The 17909-nt window shown below is 64.9% G+C and carries 15 protein-coding genes; 14 read left to right on the top strand and 1 reads right to left on the bottom strand.

Annotated features, from left to right (window positions below; genetic code table 11):
- A partial coding sequence (locus MJ956_RS06475) for a RelA/SpoT family protein (RefSeq protein ID WP_253963663.1) occupies window positions 1-1694 on the top strand: 1694 nt, incomplete at its 5' end.
- Between the two features lie 138 nt (window positions 1695-1832).
- On the opposite strand, the gene MJ956_RS06470 is transcribed toward MJ956_RS06475, so the two are convergent.
- Window positions 1833-2531, bottom strand: coding sequence for a CBS domain-containing protein (locus tag MJ956_RS06470; RefSeq protein WP_253963662.1), 699 nt, complete (start codon window positions 2529-2531; stop codon window positions 1833-1835).
- 275 nt (window positions 2532-2806) lie between these two features.
- On the opposite strand from MJ956_RS06470, the gene MJ956_RS06465 reads away from it, so the two are divergent.
- The 13 genes from MJ956_RS06465 (at window position 2807) to MJ956_RS06405 (ending at window position 17878) form a co-directional block, all read left to right on the top strand.
- Window positions 2807-2953: a hypothetical protein gene (locus MJ956_RS06465; RefSeq protein WP_253963661.1), complete on the top strand. Its 147-nt coding sequence runs from the start codon at window positions 2807-2809 to the stop codon at window positions 2951-2953.
- A 10-nt stretch (window positions 2954-2963) separates the two neighbouring features.
- Window positions 2964-3689 (top strand): hypothetical protein, encoded by a 726-nt coding sequence (locus MJ956_RS06460; protein WP_253963660.1) that lies wholly within the window; start codon window positions 2964-2966, stop codon window positions 3687-3689.
- A complete protein-coding gene (locus MJ956_RS06455; RefSeq protein ID WP_253963659.1) occupies window positions 3679-4074 on the top strand; it encodes a phage holin family protein in 396 nt (131 codons plus the stop codon). Before MJ956_RS06460 ends, MJ956_RS06455 begins: the two co-directional genes overlap by 11 nt.
- Window positions 4071-5150: a DUF3618 domain-containing protein gene (locus tag MJ956_RS06450; protein WP_253963658.1), complete on the top strand. Its 1080-nt coding sequence runs from the start codon at window positions 4071-4073 to the stop codon at window positions 5148-5150. The genes MJ956_RS06455 and MJ956_RS06450 overlap by 4 nt, the downstream gene beginning before the upstream one ends.
- 170 nt (window positions 5151-5320) lie before the next feature.
- Window positions 5321-6757 (top strand): coniferyl aldehyde dehydrogenase, encoded by a 1437-nt coding sequence (locus MJ956_RS06445; protein ID WP_253963657.1) that lies wholly within the window; start codon window positions 5321-5323, stop codon window positions 6755-6757.
- A gap of 130 nt (window positions 6758-6887) precedes the next feature.
- Window positions 6888-7934: a histone deacetylase family protein gene (locus tag MJ956_RS06440; RefSeq protein ID WP_253963656.1), complete on the top strand. Its 1047-nt coding sequence runs from the start codon at window positions 6888-6890 to the stop codon at window positions 7932-7934.
- Window positions 7935-8155: 221 nt separating this feature from the next.
- A complete protein-coding gene (locus MJ956_RS06435; RefSeq protein ID WP_253963655.1) occupies window positions 8156-9592 on the top strand; it encodes a UbiA family prenyltransferase in 1437 nt (478 codons plus the stop codon).
- Complete coding sequence (locus tag MJ956_RS06430) at window positions 9585-10931, top strand: FAD-binding oxidoreductase (RefSeq protein WP_253963654.1); 1347 nt, start codon at window positions 9585-9587, stop codon at window positions 10929-10931. The genes MJ956_RS06435 and MJ956_RS06430 overlap by 8 nt, the downstream gene beginning before the upstream one ends.
- Window positions 10932-11078: 147 nt before the next feature.
- Entirely contained in the window at window positions 11079-11516 is a 438-nt protein-coding gene (locus tag MJ956_RS06425; RefSeq protein WP_253963653.1) for an EamA family transporter, read from the top strand.
- The gene (locus MJ956_RS06420; protein WP_253963652.1) at window positions 11513-12526 is read left to right on the top strand and encodes an NAD-dependent epimerase/dehydratase family protein; all 1014 of its coding nucleotides are present in this window, start codon (window positions 11513-11515) and stop codon (window positions 12524-12526) included. The genes MJ956_RS06425 and MJ956_RS06420 overlap by 4 nt, the downstream gene beginning before the upstream one ends.
- A gap of 17 nt (window positions 12527-12543) precedes the next feature.
- On the top strand, window positions 12544-13998 hold the full coding sequence (locus MJ956_RS06415) for an aspartate aminotransferase family protein (RefSeq protein ID WP_253963651.1): 1455 nt from the start codon (window positions 12544-12546) through the stop codon (window positions 13996-13998).
- Window positions 13999-14063: 65 nt separating this feature from the next.
- The gene (locus MJ956_RS06410; protein ID WP_253963650.1) at window positions 14064-15284 is read left to right on the top strand and encodes a hypothetical protein; all 1221 of its coding nucleotides are present in this window, start codon (window positions 14064-14066) and stop codon (window positions 15282-15284) included.
- An 80-nt stretch (window positions 15285-15364) separates the two neighbouring features.
- Window positions 15365-17878: a GcvT family protein gene (locus MJ956_RS06405; protein ID WP_253963649.1), complete on the top strand. Its 2514-nt coding sequence runs from the start codon at window positions 15365-15367 to the stop codon at window positions 17876-17878.
- The last annotated feature ends 31 nt before the right edge of the window (window positions 17879-17909 follow it).

Raw genomic sequence — 17909 nt, 5'->3', positions numbered from 1 at the left:
CGCCGATCTCGCGCGGCCCGACAGTCCTCGCATTCAAGCACGTCAATCTCGAAGCCTACGAGACTATTACAGCGCGGCTGGCCGAGCTGCGGGATCGCCACGCCGAGCGCATCGCCAGCATCGAACGGGATCTGACCGCGCGCCTGAAGGACAGCGGCATCGAGGCGACCGTCACCGGCCGGCAGAAGAAGCCCTATTCGGTGTTCTCGAAGATGCAGCGAAAGGCGTTGTCGCTGGAGCAGCTCTCCGACATCTTCGGCTTTCGCGTCGTGGTCGGCAGCGAAGAGGATTGCTATCGCACGCTCGGGATCGTGCACCGGACCTGGCCGATGGTCCCCGGACGGTTCAAGGATTACATCTCGACGCCGAAGCAAAACGACTACCGGTCGATCCACACCACTATCGTCGGGCCGTCGCGCCAGCGTGTCGAGCTGCAGATTCGCACATCCCTGATGCATGAGATCGCCGAATTCGGAGTCGCGGCCCACTCGATCTACAAGGATCTTGGCGAGGACGCCGACGCCAAGGTGCATCTGTCGAAGGATTCCAACGCCTATGGCTGGCTGCGCCGGACGATCCAGTTGCTTGCCGAGGGCGACAACCCGGAGGAGTTCCTAGAGCACACCAAGCTCGAACTCTTCCAGGATCAGGTGTTCTGCTTCACCCCGAAGGGGCGGCTGATCGCCTTGCCGCGCGGGGCGACGCCCATCGATTTCGCCTATGCGGTCCATACCGATGTCGGCGATACCTGCGTCGGCTGCAAGATCGACGGGCGGATCATGCCGGTGGTCACCGAACTCGCCAATGGCGACGAGGTCGAAATCATCCGGGCCAAGGGCGCGACACCGCCGCAGGCCTGGGAGAATGTCGCGGTCACCGGAAAGGCGCGCTCGGCGATCCGGCGGGCGGCCCGCCTCTCGATCCGCCGGCAATATTCCGGGCTTGGCCAGCAGATTCTCGAACGGACCTTTGCGCGGTCCGGCAAAACGTTTACCCGCGATATTCTGAAGCCGCTGCTCGGCAGGCTCGGTCAGCGCGAGATCGAGGATGCGCTCGCCGCGGTCGGCCGGGGTGAGCTGAACTCCTCCGACGTCCTCAAGAGCGCATTCCCGGACTATCAGGACAGCCGGGTGACGCGGCGCTCGCCGCGGCGGGAGGAGGAGGGCTGGTTCAATCTCAGGACCGCCGCCGGCATGATCTTCCGCATGCCGGGACGCTCGAAGTCGAAGCAGAAGAAGGATCGGAACGCCATCCCGATCCGCGGCGCACGCGACGACATGCCGGTGCATTTCGGTCCGGACGGGGCGGTGCCGGGCGACCGGATCGTCGGCATCATCGAACCCGGCAAGGGCATCACCATCTATCCCATCCAGTCGCCGGCCCTGATGGACTATGACGACCAGCTGGACCGCTGGGTGGACGTCAGATGGGACATCGACGAGGCGTTGAACGAACGCTTTCCCGCCCGGATCATGATCTCGGCGATCAACGAGCCGGGCTCGCTCGCCGAGATCGCCGAGACGGTCGCGGCCAATGACGCCAACATCCACAACCTGTCGATGGTCACGACGGCGCCCGACTTCACCAAAATGGTGATCGAACTCGAGGTCTGGGATCTCAACCACCTCAATCAGACGTTGAACCAGCTTCGTAGCAAGCCGTGCGTCTCGGACGTCGTGCGGGTCAACGGCTGATTTCGCCGTTCTTCCAGGCGGTTTCGGAGGCTGCCGGACGGCGGACGATGCCACGCATCGATCGCGATAGGGCCGGTTCCAACCGGTCGGCGCGGAATGCGAGCGGGACGCCCGGTACCCCTTTTTCCGACCAACGCGCTAGGTGGCGCCGTAATAGACCTCGACCGGGATACGATGGTCTTCAACCGCGCGGACGCCGGCGGTATTCTCCGCCAGGACGCGCGAGGCTTCCTGCTCCTCCTCGGTTCGATATCGACCCCAGAAGGCGACGGTTCCATCGGTGACGGTGACATCCCAGGCGCCGACCGAAGCCCAGGGCTCGCGGCGCAATTTCCCCAGAATTTCCTCGCGTATGCCGCTGTCGCCGGCCGCCGTGGCGGCGAGCTGGCTGTCCCGTGCGGTGGCCAGCGCCCGGATCAGATTGGCGCGGCTGACGATTCCGACGAGCTTGTCCCCGCGGACGACCGGAACCCGCTTGATGCGCCGTTTTTCCAAAAGATTGGCGATGTCCGCCAGCGGCGTGTCGTCCGCGACCGTGACCACATTCTTGGTCATCACCGCATCGACGTGTCTGGCATGCGCCTTGGTATAGTCGGCGGCGGTGGTCGCCGAATCGGTAAACAAGTCCAGCCACCAGGAGCGCGGGCGGGCGGCGGTTCCGAGCTCCGCGCGGCGCATGAGATCGCCCTCGCTGACAATTCCGACCAATCTGTCGCCATCGACGACGGGGACGGCGCTTACGCCATGGGTGGTCAGTATCGTCGCGACATTGCGAACCGTATCGTCCGGCGCCACGGTGAATACCTTGGCGGTCATGACGTCCTTTGCCGTCAGCATTGGCAAGTTCTCCATCCATCCTTCTCCCGATCCGCTGCGCTCCCGCCGGTCCGTTGAACGCGCGGCCGATGCTCCTCCGATGGCCGTGCGGCAGCGAAAGCAGCGTCACCATAGCGACCTGAGCGGTTCTCGGATTGTCCTGGATCAAACTCGCCCGAGGCGGGCCGCTTCCGCACCGGCGGCGATCGACGCATTGGCGGTGTTGGTGAAGGTCTCATTTACGCAGCCAGCCACCGATAATGGAACCGAACCGGCTTCATCACGCTTAACGCAACATGTCTGGAACACGGGCGCGTGAAGGCATTTCGCTGTCTTCGCTGCCGCCCCAGGAAGGAAATACACTTGTCATGAACAGCATCATCTATCTGGTCGGGTTGATCGTGGTGGTCCTCGTCATCCTCTCCCTCCTCGGGCTTGCATAAGGATATCCCAATGACATCCGATACCAACAAACCGTCGCTGCCTGGCAAGGCGGAAGACGACAAGAGACGTGCAGCGGACGCGATCGGACGCGAGACGCAATCGGCGCGGGACGAGGCGACGAAGACCGGCCAGCGTATTCGCGACGAGGCGTCCGGCCTCGCCGAAAAGGCCAAGGAACGGGCCGGCGAGAGCGCGGATCAGGGCAAGGAAGCCGTCGCCGGAAGTATGGAGGATTTCGCCGCCGCCGTGCGCAAGGCCTCCGACGAGCTTGGCGACCGCGATCAGTCGATGGCCGCAAATGTCGTTCGCGAGGTCGCCTCCGGTCTGGAGGATGCCTCGCGCTCCCTGCATGGACGCAGCGTTCAGGATCTCACCCGCTCGGTGGCTGGCTTCGCCCGACGTCAGCCGACGGCTTTTCTGGTTGGCGCCGCCTTGGCCGGCGTCGCGCTGGGACGCTTCGCGCGCGCTTCCAGCGAGCACGAGCATTACGACGATCGCAACTCGTATGACAGCAGCACGGCCGGGCGACCGGTGCCTACCGCGGTGCGACCGTCGGGGACGATGGGCGCGCGTCCGTCGCCATCCACTGCCGCGTCGTCCGGCGGCGCCTCCGGCGTGACGACCCCGTCTTCGGCAGGCGTTTCCTCCAGCACCGCGCCGCTCGGCGGCACCCCGACCCGGACACCGTCCGGCACGACATCCACCAACACCAGTGGAGGCAATCATGGCCGTTGAACCCAGAGACAACCGCTCGGTGCCGGAATTGCTGTCGGATCTGCTGCGGGAAACCACCGATCTCTTCAAGACCGAGGGCGAGCTGATCCGCTCCGAGATATCGGACAAGATCACCCAGGTTGAAGTTGGCGGCGGCTCGATCGCAGCGGGAGCCATCTGCCTGCTCGTGGCGCTTTTCGTCCTCGCGCAAGCGCTCATCGTCGCCCTCGGCGAGTTGATGGGCGACGCATGGGCGGCCCTGCTGGTCGGCGTGGTCATCGCCGGTATCGGCGTCGCGCTCCTCATCAAAGGCCGAAACGACCTCAGTCCCAGCAATCTTTCCCCCGACCGCACGGCCCGTCAGCTGCGCAAGGACGGCCAGCTCGTGAAGGAGCAGACCCGATGACCAACGATACCGACCGCTTGGAAAATGAAGCCGAAAGCCACCGCTCACGTGTGGACTCGACCCTTGATGAATTACGCGACCGCTTTTCGGTCGGGCAGATCGTCGATGAAGTGTCGAGCTACCTGAAGGAGGGCCAGGGGTCCGACATGGCGCGGAACCTCGGGCGTCAGGTGCGCGACAACCCCCTCGCGCTCGGACTGATCGGCGCGGGCATCGCCTGGCTCTTCACCGGCGAAAGCGCGCGCGCCGAGGGCCGTCATCTGAAGGGCCGCTACGATCAATGGCGCGAAGATCGGGAGTATGACGAGCGCTTCGATGGTGTGTTTCCGGCCGGCTCGGAGCCGGTCGGCGGCTATCGCTCAGGCGTGTCGGATCCATCAGCGCGGGGGGCGTCGGCGGTCTCGCCCAGGCCAAGTCCGTATCCGGTCACGGGCGGCGCTTCGCGCCCGTCTGTGGGAGATGGCTCCAGCAGCTCCAGCAGCTCTAGCGGTCCGGGCATGACGGACAAGGCGAAAGCGGCGGCATCGAGCGCCGGCGCGAGCGTCTCCGACGCCGCCGGCCGCGCGGGATCGACGATCTCCGGTGCTGCTGGTTCGGCGCGCGACACGGCCGCTCGGCTTGGCCATGATGCATCCGACGCTGCTTGGCGCGCAGAAGAAGCCGCGGCGCGTCGCGCCCGCGAGGCAGGTCGCGGCATCTATCGCGCCGGACGCAGTGCACGGCGCACCTTCCTCGACACGCTCTATGAGGAGCCTTTGATCATGGGCGGGGTCGCTCTGGCGCTTGGCGCCGCGGTGGGCGCCGCGCTCCCCTCGACGCGCCGCGAGGACGAGCTTGTCGGCGCGGCTCGTGACAGGATGCGGGACGAAGCCTATGCCTATGGCCAGGATGCGGTCGAGCGCGCCGGGCATGTCGCGGAGAAGGCCTACGAAGCAGCCAGCGAGGAAGCCGAGAAGAAGGGCTTGATGCCGAAAGGCGGCGCTGGCGGCGAAACCTTGGCGGAAAAGGCCTCGGATGTCGCCAATGCCGCGGCCGGCGCGGCCAAGAGCGAGGCCAAGAAGGAAGGTCTGTCCTGAGCGCAGGCTCGGGCGGCCTAGACCGCCGCTGATGTCGATACCGGCCACGTCATTGCGACGTGGCCGGTCGCGTGCAGGCCCAGCTCCGCCCGCCCGTCGCAATTGCTTGCGCTTTGCCGCCTCCGCTGTAGTAAAACCGCGAGCGATGCCACCGGAACGTGCTGGATCCCATGCCACAGGATGCCGAAGCAACTGCCGACGGACCCGCTCCCGGCCGCCACCTGAACGCTGTGTTCCAGCGTCAGTATCAGGCATCCCGGCGCGAACTGGCCCCGGATTTAAAGGCGCGGCAGCACGCGTTGGCGCGTCTGCGCGACATCGTCACGGACAACCGGTTCGCCATTGCCGAGGCGATCTCGCACGATTTCGGCAACCGATCCCGGCACGAAACCGAACTTCTCGAAGTCGCTCCGACCCTGAGCGCCATCCGCTACGCGCGACGCAAGCTCGCCGGCTGGATGAAGCCGCAGCGTCGCGGTGTCGATCTGGCGTTTCAGCCGGGCCGCGCCTGGGTGCGGCATGAGCCGCTCGGCGTGGTCGGCATCATCGCGCCTTGGAATTATCCGCTGCTGCTGGCCGTTTCGCCGCTGGTCGACGCGCTGGCGGCCGGCAATCGCGTCATGGTCAAGCCGTCGGAATTGGCGCCTCGCTTTGCCGATCTTCTGCAGCGCCTTGTCACCGAACGTTTCGACCCGGAGGAAGTCGCCGTGATGACCGGCGGAGTGGAGGCGGCGCAACGCTTTTCCAGCCTGCCCTTCGACCATCTGCTGTTCACCGGCTCCACCGCCGTCGGACGCAAGGTCATGCAGGCAGCGGCGAAAAACCTGACCCCGGTTACGCTCGAACTCGGCGGCAAGTCACCCGCCATCGTGTGTCCGGACTATCCGCTCGACAAGGCCGCCAGCAGTGTCGCCCTCGGCAAGTTCCTGAACGCCGGCCAAACCTGCATCGCCCCCGATTATGCTCTGGTTCCAACTGAAAAGGTCGCCGATTTCGCCGCGGCCGTGATGAGTTCGGCGCGCCGCGCCTACCCGGCGATCGCCGGCAATGAAGATTACTCAGCGATCATCAATGAGCACCATTACGAGCGTCTTCGTGACGCCGTCGCTGCAGCCCGCCTGGACGGCGCCACGGTTCTTTCGCATCAGGACGGCGGCGCGGATTCGGGCCGCAAGATGGATCCCACCCTAGTTTTCGGGGTGGCGCCGGAGAGCCTCCTGATGACGGAGGAAATCTTCGGCCCTGTGTTACCGATCGTCGGCTACGACAGCCTGGACGACGCTATCCGCTACGTTGCCGCACGGGACCGCCCATTGGCACTCTATTGTTTCAGCAACGATAAATCCGCGCAGACGATGGTTCTCGACGGCACGATCTCGGGCGGGGTGACCGTCAACGGCACGCTGCTGCATGTCGCGCAGGAAAGCCTGCCCTTCGGGGGTGTCGGGACGAGCGGCATGGGCGCCTATCACGGCTTTGACGGGTTTCGCCGCCTGAGCCACGCCCGATCGGTTTACAAGGTTGGGGCGTTCAGTGTCTTCGAGCGCCTCGGCCCCCCTTGGGGGAAACTCGCCGGGATGGCGTCGCGGCTATTGAGCCGGCGGTGAAACGACATTGAGCGGACCGGTCACCTTGGCTGGTTGCCTGGCGCGCAGTAAGAACCGTTCGTCGGCCGTGTCGGCTGCCGCGATTTTTGGAAACGACGCCGCTGTCTCTCGTCACAATTTCGGATGTCTCATGCGCCTCTTCTTCAGCCCGGACCAGCTTGACCACAAGCCGACCCAATACGGCGTTCACGGACGGCTGGTGCGTCCCCTCGAGAATCCGGAACGCGGCGAGACGCTGCTCGCATCGCTGCGCACGCTCGGAATCGCGGCGGAGGCACCGGATGATTTCGGTCTCGATCCGGTGCTTGGCGTCCACGCCGAACACTATGTCAGCTTCCTCGCGGGCGCCTTCGAGCGGTTTCAGGCACTGACCAACGCCGGGCCGGAAGTCCTGCCCAACGTGCATCCCTATTTTTCGGGCGCCACGCGGCTGGGAGCCCGGCCGACGCCGAGGACCACGGGCATCCTCGGACAGGCCGGGTGGTATATCGGCGATCTGTCCTGCGCGATGACGGCACGAAGCTTCGACGCCGCGCTCGCCTCGGCGACGAGCGCGGTCGCCGCTGCGCGCGCGGTCGTCGACGGGGCGCCCGCCGCCTATGCGCTGTGCCGCCCGCCCGGCCACCACGCCTATCCGGACCGGGCGAACGGGTTCTGCTTCTTCAACAACGCGGCGATCGCCGCGCAGGAGCTGCGGCAACGCTACGCCAAGGTCGCGATCCTCGACTTCGACACCCATCACGGCGACGGCACCCAGGCGATCTTCTACGCCCGCGACGATGTGTTCTTCGGCTCGGTCCATACCGATCCGTCGGCCTATTATCCGCATTTCTTCGGCTATGCGGACGAACGCGGCGCGGGGCCGGGCGAGGGCTGCAACCTCAACCTGCCGCTTCCCTTCGGTGCCGGCGATGCCGCTTTCATCGCGGCGGTCGAGCACCTGGCCGAGGCGGCGCGCGACTTTGGCGCGGAGGCGTTGGTGATATCGGCCGGCTGGGATGCCCATCGCGACGACCCGCTGTCGAAGCTGGATGTCTCGAGCGACGCCTATCCGGCGATCGGCTCCGTCCTCGGCCGCCTGAAGCTGCCTTCCGTGATCGTCCAGGAGGGGGGCTATTCGCTCGCGGCGGTAGCCGAAGCCGCACCGGCCTTCGTGGCGACGTTTGCAGCGGCATGAATGATCGCGGCAGCCGTTAGGCCGGGCCGCGACGCAGGCATCAACGAAATGCTGCCTCGGCGGTATGGCCTTGCATTGTTGTTTACCGTCTTCGCAAGTTCTTCTTGGTAACTGGCGGCAAATCCTCAAGAATTCACCGCGTTGAAACCGCGGCCGCGCATAACGGTCCCGTGAACGTTGCGCGATCTTCTTCCGCGTGGCGCGGCAGGAGGGCTGGACCGTTGGACGCCAGAGCACCGCAGACGGACAATACGATCTTCGTCGATCTCGACGGAACGCTGATCCGCAGCGATCTGCTTTGGGAGACCCTGTTTCTGACGCTGCGACAGAGGCCGCGAACCCTCCATCGCCTGCCGCGCTGGCTGGCTTCAGGCAAGGCGCGTCTGAAGGCCGAACTCGCCGCCGCGGTGGAGTTCGACGCGGCCTTGCTTCCCTATCGGGAAGATGTGGTATCCCAGCTTCGCCAGGCGCGGGCGGACGGCCGGCGCATCGTCCTGGCGACCGGCGCGAACGAAAAGCTCGCCCATGCGGTTGCCGAACACCTGGGTGTGTTCGATGCGGTCATGGCCTCCGACGAGACGGTCAATCTCACAGCGGAACGCAAGCTCGACCGCATCATGAGCGATTGCGGCGAGGGCCGCTTCGATTATGTGGGTAATTCCCACGAGGATCTCTGCCTGCTCGAGAAGGCGGATGAAGCCACGGTGGTCGCCCCCGATCGCGCCGCCGATCGCTGGCAAAAGAGCAGCGGCGCCCACCGCATCGACGAAGACGGCGGCTGGCTGAGGCCGGCTATTAAGGCATTGCGTCCGCATCAGTGGATGAAGAATCTCTTGATCTTCGTGCCGATGGTGCTGTCGCAGGAATTGTTCAATCTGGAGATGCTGGCCGGGGCCGTTCTGGCCTTCGTCAGCTTCTCGCTCGCGGCCTCGGCGGTCTATATCGGCAACGACCTCGTCGATCTCACCGCCGATCGCAAGCACCGGTCGAAGCGAAATCGCCCCTTTGCGAGCGGGGCGCTGGCAATCCCCACCGGACTGAAGCTCGCCGTGGGGCTGCTGACCGCCTCAGTGGCGATCGCCTGGATTCTGCCGGCGCATTTTCTCGCGGTCCTCTGCCTCTATCTGGTGACCACGACCGCCTATTCGCTGTTCATCAAGCGCATGTTGCTGATCGACGTTCTGGTTCTGGCAGGGCTCTACACCATGCGCATCATTGCCGGATCGGAAGCCTCCGGTGTCGAGGCCTCGTTCTGGCTCCTGGCTTTTTCCCTGTTCTTCTTCCTGTCGCTCGCTCTGGTGAAGCGCTTCACCGAACTTCAGGACTTTGGCACCGGCGCGCACCGCTCCAAGACCGGACGCGGCTACGTCGACGCCGATCTGGAAACGCTGTCCCAGGCCGGCCTCGCCTCTGGCTTCGCCTCCGTTCTCGTGCTGGCGCTCTACGTCGACAGCGCGGAAATCCGTCAGCAATTCACCGAGCCGTACCTTGCATGGGCGCTCTGTCCGCTGGTTCTCTACATCATCGTGCGGATATGGATCCTGGCCCGCCGTGACGAGATGCACGAGGACCCGGTGGTCTTCATCCTGCGGGACTGGCGCAGTCAGTTGATGATCGGGCTCGGCGCGATGATGTTCCTTGCCGCCGCCTATGTCTGACTTCGCCTATGAGAGCTGGGGCAGGCTGCGGCCGGCCAGGCGGCTTGCCGTAGAGGCGGCGCGATTGCCCGGCGTTCCGGCATGCGGCGATGCGACCTTCCTGCCGTTCGGTAATGGGCGCTCCTACGGGGACAGCTGCCACAACGATCGCGGGACGCTGATCGACAGCCGTCCGGCGAGCCGCATTCATTCCTTCGATCCGATCGCCGGCCTGCTGACGGCCGATGCCGGGGTGCTGCTGTGCGAGATCACCCGGCATGTGGCGCCGCAAGGCTGGTTCCTGCCGGTGACCCCGGGAACGCAGTTCGTCACCCTCGGCGGCGCCATCGCCAACGACATCCACGGCAAGAATCATCATCGCCGGGGCACATTCGGCCGATGGGTGGAGGCCTTCGATCTCGATCGTTCGGACGACGGCCTGATCCCGTGCACCAGAACCAGCAATCCAGGCCTGTTCGCCGCGACCGTCTCCGGCATGGGGCTTACCGGTCTGATCCGGCGCGCGACCATCCGCCTGCTCAAGGTTCCGTCGCTGTCGATCGTCCAGACGACCACGCGCTTCGACCGGCTGGACGACTATTTCGAGATCGCCGAGGACGCCGACAGGCGGCACGAATACGCGGTTGCCTGGATCGATTCGCTCGCCGGCGGCGCCGCGCTCGGCCGCGGTCATTTGATTGCGGGCGATCACGCGGCGAAGGGCGATGTGACCGGGATCGCCCGTGGCCCGTTGGCGCAGGTCCCGTTCACGCCGCCGTTCAGTCCGCTGCGGGGACTGGCCCTCCGGGCCTTCAACGAAGCCTATTTCCGCAAGGCCGGGAAGGGGACGACCGAGCGGATCGTATCGTTCGACCAGTTCTTCTATCCGCTGGACCGGATCGGCGGTTGGAACCGGCTCTATGGTCCGGGCGGGCTGCATCAGCACCAGAGCGTGGTGCCGCCGGATACCGGCCGCGATGCCGTCCGGGCGCTGATCGAATGCGCCCGCCGCCACCATCACGGCTCGTTCCTCACGGTTCTCAAACGCTTCGGCGAACAGATCAGTCCCGGCCTGACCAGCTTTCCGCGGGCGGGCTACACGCTGACCCTCGACTTTCCCCATCGCGGCGAGAGAACGCTGCGCCTGCTGGCGGCGCTCGACCGGATCACCGTCGACGCGGGCGGCGCCGTCAATCCCTACAAGGACGCCCGCATGTCCCCCGAGACCTTTGCCGCCGGCTTTCCCCGCTGGCGCGAACTCGAAGCATTCCGGGATCCGGCGATCGTGTCGGACTTCTGGAGGCGATCTGCCCTAACGGCGTCCCGATCTGTAGATCAAAAGATAAAATTAAACCCATAACATCAAGAAAATATTTACCGTAATTCTCGCGAATTCGCGCACAGTACCGATCAGTTGACCAATTTAACCCATATCGCACGGATTTATACTATGCAATTGGTTAGCGACGGCGTCGAAGACGTGGCCCATCCCGACAAGGCGGTATCGATGGCGAAGTTTCTCCCGTTCATCCTGTTCACGGTGTTCACCAACGCGGCGGCGCAGGTGATGCTGAAATACGGCATGATCCAGCTCGGCCCCCTATCGTTCGCTGGCGTCAATCCGTTCGTCAAGATCCTGCAGATTGTCTTCAGTCCCTGGGTCTTCCTCGGCCTCTTGACCTTCGTCATCTCGATGGCCTCGCATCTCTTCGTCCTGTCGAAGGTCGAGCTGTCCTATGCCTATCCGTTTCTGTCGCTCGCTTATGTCGCGGTCGCGTTCTTCGCCTATTTCGTCTTTCGCGAGGATCTCAACGCCATGCGCGTCGGCGGCATCGCCCTGATCTGCCTCGGCACGGTGTTCATCGCCCAGGGAGGCTCCAGGATCCACGGCGAGGACGACATCGCCGCACTTTCCACAGACCCCGCACACGAGGTTTCCCGATGAAGCATATCCTGTTCGGCGGCGACGGTTTTGTCGGCCGTCACCTGGCCGAAAAGCTCGTGCAGGACGGCGAAGAGGTCGTCGTCGCTGATATCCACAAGAGCGATCTGCGCCATTATCGACGCTGCACCTTCGTCGCGACCGATGTGACCGACACGAACGCTGTCCGGCGCGTGCCGATCGGCGCCGACGACATGGTTTACAATCTGTCGGCCAAGATGCTGTCGCCGATCATGCCGCGGGCCAAGCGCTACGACTTTTTCTATCCGGTCAACTTCTTCGGCACCAAGCACATCATCGAGGCCATGCACGCCGTCGGCGCGCCGAACCTTGTGCATTTCACCACCGACATGATCTACGGCCACACGGTCGCCCATCCGATGACCGAGGAGCATCCGGTCGCCCCGCTCGGCGAATACGGCCAGTCGAAGCTCGACACCGAGTATCTGGCGGGCGAATGGCGCGAGCGGGGCATGAACATTACGCTGTTCCGCCCGCGGCTGATCATCGGGCCGGGCCGGCTCGGTATCCTGGAAAAGCTGTTCAAGCTGGTCGACCGCAACCTGCCGGTGCCGATGATCGGATCGGGCAGGAACCCCTATCAGTTCATCTCGGTGTTCGACTGCGCCGAAGCGGCGCGGCTCGCCTGGAAGGCCGGCGTGCCGAACGAGGCCTATAATCTGGGTTCCCTCAACCCGCCGCCGGTGCGGCGCCTGCTCGGCGATCTGGTCAAGCACGCCGATTCGAAGTCCATCCTCGTGCCGACGCCGGGCTGGGCGGTCAAGCGGACGCTCGACCTTCTCGACCTGTTGAATGTGCCGCTGATGGATCCCGAACAGTATCTGATCGCCGACGAATTGTGCGTTCTCGATGTGTCGAAGGGCGAGCGCGATCTCGGCTGGGTTCCCCAACATCGCGATGAGGACATGCTCATCGCCGCCTATTCGGAGTATCGAGCCAAGTTCGAGGACCATCGGCCCGCTTCCACCGCTTTCACCCAACCCGCCGAATAAGAATCAGGAGAGCCGATATGCTCGATCGCCCTACGGTCACCGCTCCCGCGCTCGACGAGCCGTTTCGGCGCGGGCCGGCCAAACCCGATCTCATGACCGTCGAGGACGCCAAGGCGCTCGACGTGCAGACGATGGCCGACCTCTTCAAGGATCACATCAATCCCGGCCAGTTCCATTTCATGAAGCTGCTCGGCTTCAACAAGGTGAAGGTCGAGAGCGCCGAGGGGATGTATTACATCGACCAGAACGGCCGCAAGATCCTCGATTTCTTCGGCGGCTTCGGCTCGCTCGCCTTCGGGCATAACCATCCGCGCATTCTGGCGGCGCGGCAACGTTTCCAGGATGAGAAGCGCCACGAGATCGCGATCGCGTTTCTGTCCCAATACGCCGCGGCGCTCGCCAGGAATCTCGCCGCCTGTTCGCCCGGCGACCTCGACATGGTGGTCCTCGGCTCGTCCGGATCGGAAGCCATGGAGGCGGCGGTGAAGGTCGCCGAGCGCGCCTCGGGCCGCAAGAATTGCAAGATCGTCCATGCCGAGAATTCCTTCCACGGCAAGACCAAGGGTGTTCTCTCGCTGACGGATTCGCCGCTCTATCAGGGTGAGTTCAAGCTGGTCGGCAACACCTACAAGGTCCCGTTCGGCGACCTCGAGGCGTTGACCAACGCCGTCCGCAGCGACCCCGACATCGGCGTGGTGGTGCTGGAAACGGTGCAGGGCGGCGGCGGCATCATCGGGGCGCCGACCGCCTATTGGCAGGGCGTGCGGGCGCTGTGCGACAAGCACAACGTCCTGTGGGTCGCCGACGAGGTGCAGTGCGGCTACGGGCGCACCGGGCGCTTCTACGCCTTCGAGCATCACGGCGTCGTGCCGGACGTCACCGCGCTCGCCAAATCGCTCGGCGCCGGCAAGGCGGCGGTCGGCGCGATGATCGCCAGGCGCGCGGTCTATATGAAGGCCTATGGCACGCCGAAGACGGCGATGATCCACGCACAGGCCACTTTCGGCGGCATCGGCGAGGCCTGCGTCACGGCGATCGAGGGTCTCAACGTCCTCTACGACGACGATCTGATCGGCAATGCCGACGCGGTCGGCGCGCATCTGCTGGCCCGCCTCAACGAGATCAAGTCGCGTTACCCGTCGATCATCAAGGACGTGCGCGGCCAGGGGCTGATGGTCGGGCTGGAGTTCCATGACTTCTCCCGCACGCTGCCGCTGGCGCTGCGCCCGATGGTGGCGATTCTCGACGAAAAGCTCAAAGGTTCGTTGTCAGGCTTCATCGGGGCGCTGCTGCTGCGCGACTACGACGTGCTGGTCGCCTTCACCGAATACAACCGCAACGTCATCCGGCTTGAGCCACCGATGATCTGCGGCGAGGAGCATGTCGACCAGTTCTGCGACGCGCTCGACGCGCTGCTGGCGCGCGGTATCGTCTCGATCGTCAAGGATTTCGTCAAGTCGCAGATGAATTGACCGACCGATGCCGCGCCCCGCGCGGCGTCGCCGTCTTCGTTTCAGAACCCGCGAGGGACCGAGCCATGAGCCTTGCCGAAAACATCGCGACGCCGGTCGATTGGCAACCCGTGCGCCATCTCGGCGCGAGATTGCGCACCATGCTGTCGCCGCGCGTCGTCCGGGCGGCGTCGATCGCGGTGTTCACGCTGGTCGTCCTCGCCACAGCCGTCTTCGCGCTGGTCAAGCCCGAATACAATTGGGACATGGCGCCCTACATCGCGGTCTCCCTGGAGGATCGCATCAGCGATCCGGTCGAACTTCACCGTGAGGCCTGGGCCGGCATCAAGGAGCGGGCTTCCGAAGGGCAGTGGTACGAGCTGAGCGAAGGCAATCCCTACAACGCGGACCTGTGGCAGAACCCCGCCCACTTCGTCTCGCAACTGCCGATGTACCGGGTGAAGATCGGCTATCTGCAGACGGTCCGCTGGCTCGATCGCGTCATCGATCCGGTTTTCGCCACCACCCTGGTCAGTTCACTTTCCGCCCTTGCCGTCGGTCTCGTGCTTTTGTTCTGGATGGTCCGGCACGGTTTCGCCGAATCAGGCCTGTTTCTGGTTCTGATCCTGCTGCTGGCCGGCTATTTCAACATGGGGATGCTGGCGACGCCGGATCTCTACATGGCCGTGTTCGGGCTTGTCGGCATCTACCTCATGGTCAAGAACCGGCCATGGCCCTCGGTGCCGTTCCTCGTCGCCATGTACCTCGTACGGCCGGACGGGATCATCTTCCTGTTCGCGCTGCTGCTGGCGGCGCTGGCCTTCGGCTACGCGCGGTTGCCGGCACTCGTCGCCTTCGCCGTGGCCGTCGTCGCCTATCCTCTGATCGCACAAGCCGCGGGCCACCCCGGCTGGTGGCCGCATTTCTATTTTTCCAACGTCGCGCTGCAAAACGACATGGCGGGTTTTTCGCCGGCGTTCAGCGTCATCGACTATCTTCGCGGCGTCGTGCGCGGGATCAGCGTCGCGTTGCGCATGAACAACTGGCCGGCAATCATGGCTTTGCTGCTCTTGGGATGGGTGATGCTCGTCCTCAACGGCCGTGCGCCGGCACGCCGCGCCGCGATGATGCTGACGGCGATCGTCCTGTGCTTCCTCGGCAAGTTCGTCACCTTCCCACTGCCGGACGATCGGGTCTACTTCATGTTCGTCGCGGCCTTCGCGATCATCCTGCTCGAAGCATGGAAACCGCGGCTGTCGGAGTTGCCCCCGCCGCGCGCGGCATCGCGGATGTCGCAAAGAGGCTGAAACCGCCCGAAGCGTTCCGCTAGGGTTGGATCCGAGAGGCGGTGTGTCCGCCGGTGAGGGTAAAGCTCGGAGCGGCAGGCATGAATTCACGGGCGCGCGCGGTGGTGATCGGCGGTGGGGTGGTCGGGGTCTCGACGCTCTATCACCTGGCGAAAAAGGGCTGGACCGACAGTGTTCTGATCGAGCGCAAGGAATTGACCTCGGGCTCGACCTGGCACGCGGCCGGCCTCCTGCCGCTGTTCAACATGAGCTATTCGGTCGGCCAGCTGCACAAATATTCGGTACGCTTCTACCGTGAGCTCCAGGAGGAGACCGGTCTGAATGTCGGCTTCTCCAACGTAAGCAACATTCGTCTGGCCCGCACCAAGGACCGCTGGGACGAGTATATGTATTATGCCGGAATCGCCGAGACGATCGGCGTGCCGTTCAAATTCCTCACTCCCGATGAGGTGCAGGAAGTCTGGCCGCTCTGCGAGACCGAGGGGCTCCTCGGCGCCATCCAGCATCCCGAAGACGGCTACATCCAGCCGGCGGACCTCACCCAGGCGCTGGCCAAGGGGGCCCGCGACCGCGGTGCCACGATCCATCGCAATACCGCCGTGACCGGCATCGAGCAACTCGCCTCCGGCGAGTGGAAGATCACCACCGACAAGGGCGAGATCGTCGCCGAACACGTGATCTCGGCGACCGGAAACTTCGCCCGGCGGACAGGCGCCATGGTCGGCCTCGCCGTGCCGGTCATCCCGGTCGAGCACCAATATATCGTCACCGAGCCGCATCCCGCGATCGTCGAGCGCAAGCGGCTGGGCCTGCCGGAAATGGGCGTCCTGCGCGAGAGCGATTCCTCCTGGTACATGCGTGAGGAAAACGGCGGGCTCATTCTCGGCCCCTACGAGGTCGGCGCGCCCTGCTGCTATCACGATGGGCCCGACAGGGAGAGCGAGTACGAGCTGTTCCAGGAGGATCTCGACCGCCTGATGCCGCATATCGAGACGGCGATCGCGCGTGTTCCGGCGTTCGGCGAGGTCGGTATCAAGAAGGTCTATAACGGCGCCATCGCCTACACGCCCGACGGCTCGCCCATCGTCGGCCCGGCGCCGGGGCTGAAGAACTTCTGGCTGAACGAGGGGCATTCCTTCGGCATCACCGCCGCCGGCGGGGCCGGCTGGCAGCTCGCCGAATGGATCGTCGAGGGCGAGCCGACGGTCGACATGATCGGCGTCGATCCGCGCCGGTTCGGCCCGTATGCGGGCGAGGGCTATCTTCGCGCCAAGAACGAGGAGGCCTATGCCAACGTCTTCTCCGTCCACTACCCCGACGAGGAGCGCGCCGCCGCGCGGCCGTTGAAGACCTCGCCCTCCTATGAGCGCCAGAAGGCGCTCGGCGCGGTGTTCGGGTCGGTCTATGGCTGGGAGAGGGCGAACTGGTTCGCGCCGGAGGGCTACGCGGTGCCGGAGGCCGAACTTGACGTCGGCGCCGATGTCCTGATGAAGCACAACCACGCGCCGGTCGATCACACCGGCCGGATTCGCGAGCGCTGGTCGTTCCGTCGCTCGAACTATTTCGCACCGGTCGGCGACGAGGTGAGGGCGGTGCATGAAGGCGTCGGCCTGCTCGACATGACGCCGTTCGCCAAGGCCGTCGTCACCGGGCCGGGCGCCGCAAGCTGGCTCGACGGTCTTCTCGCCAACCGCATTCCAAAAAAGACGGGCCGCATCGCGCTGTGCCATCTGCTGACGCCGGCGGGCGGCGTGCGCTCGGAGTTCACCGTCTTCAAGGCTGGCGAACAGAGTTACTATCTCGTCTCCGGCGGCGGCTACGAGTCGATCGACCACGACATCCTGCAAAAGGCGCTGCCGGACGGCGGCGGCGTCCAGGTGTATCCCGCCACGAACCGGCTCGGCGTTCTGGTGCTCGCCGGGCCGCGCTCGCGCGATGTTCTCGCCAAGCTGACGCGCTCCGACCTCACCAACCCGGCGTTTCCGTGGCTCACCGGGCAGCGTATTTCGGTCGGACCCGTCCGCCTCGACGCGCTCCGGGTCAATTTCGTCGGCGAGCTTGGCTGGGAGTTGCATCATCCGATCGAGATGCAGAACGCGCTCTACGACATGCTGATGGAGGCGGGCGCCGAGTTCGGAATCCGTCCCTTTGGCATTCGGGCGATGGGTGCGATGGCGCTGGAAAAATCCTACCGCCAGATCCCGCGCGAACTCTCCATCGAATACAACGCGTTCGAGTCTGGTCTTGACAGATTCGTTCATCCGAACAAGGGCGACTTCATCGGCCGCGACGCGGTGGTCCAGGCGCGCGAGGCCGGGCTTCGCTGGCAGTTCGCGACGCTTGAGGTCCACGGGGTGTCCGATGCCGATGCCCGTGGGTCCGAACCCATCTACGCCGACGGGACGCTGGCCGGCCGGGCGACGAACGGCGGTTTCGGCTGGCGGGTCGGCAAGAGCCTGGCGCTCGCGATGCTGAAGCCGGAGCATGCGGGCGAGGGCACGCGCCTCCAGATCAAGATACTCGGCACGCTGTACGACGCGATCGTGGTCGGCGAAAGTCCGTTCGATCCGGATAACGACCGGCTCCGTTCGTAGCGACGGCGGCGCGGCGCGTCTCTAGGGTTTG

Source organism: Aurantimonas marianensis, assembly GCF_024195285.1.
GTDB classification, from domain to species: domain Bacteria; phylum Pseudomonadota; class Alphaproteobacteria; order Rhizobiales; family Rhizobiaceae; genus Aurantimonas; species Aurantimonas marianensis.
The sequence above is the reverse complement of the archived record's forward strand: the minus strand, read 5'-3'. Positions and strand labels throughout refer to the sequence as shown.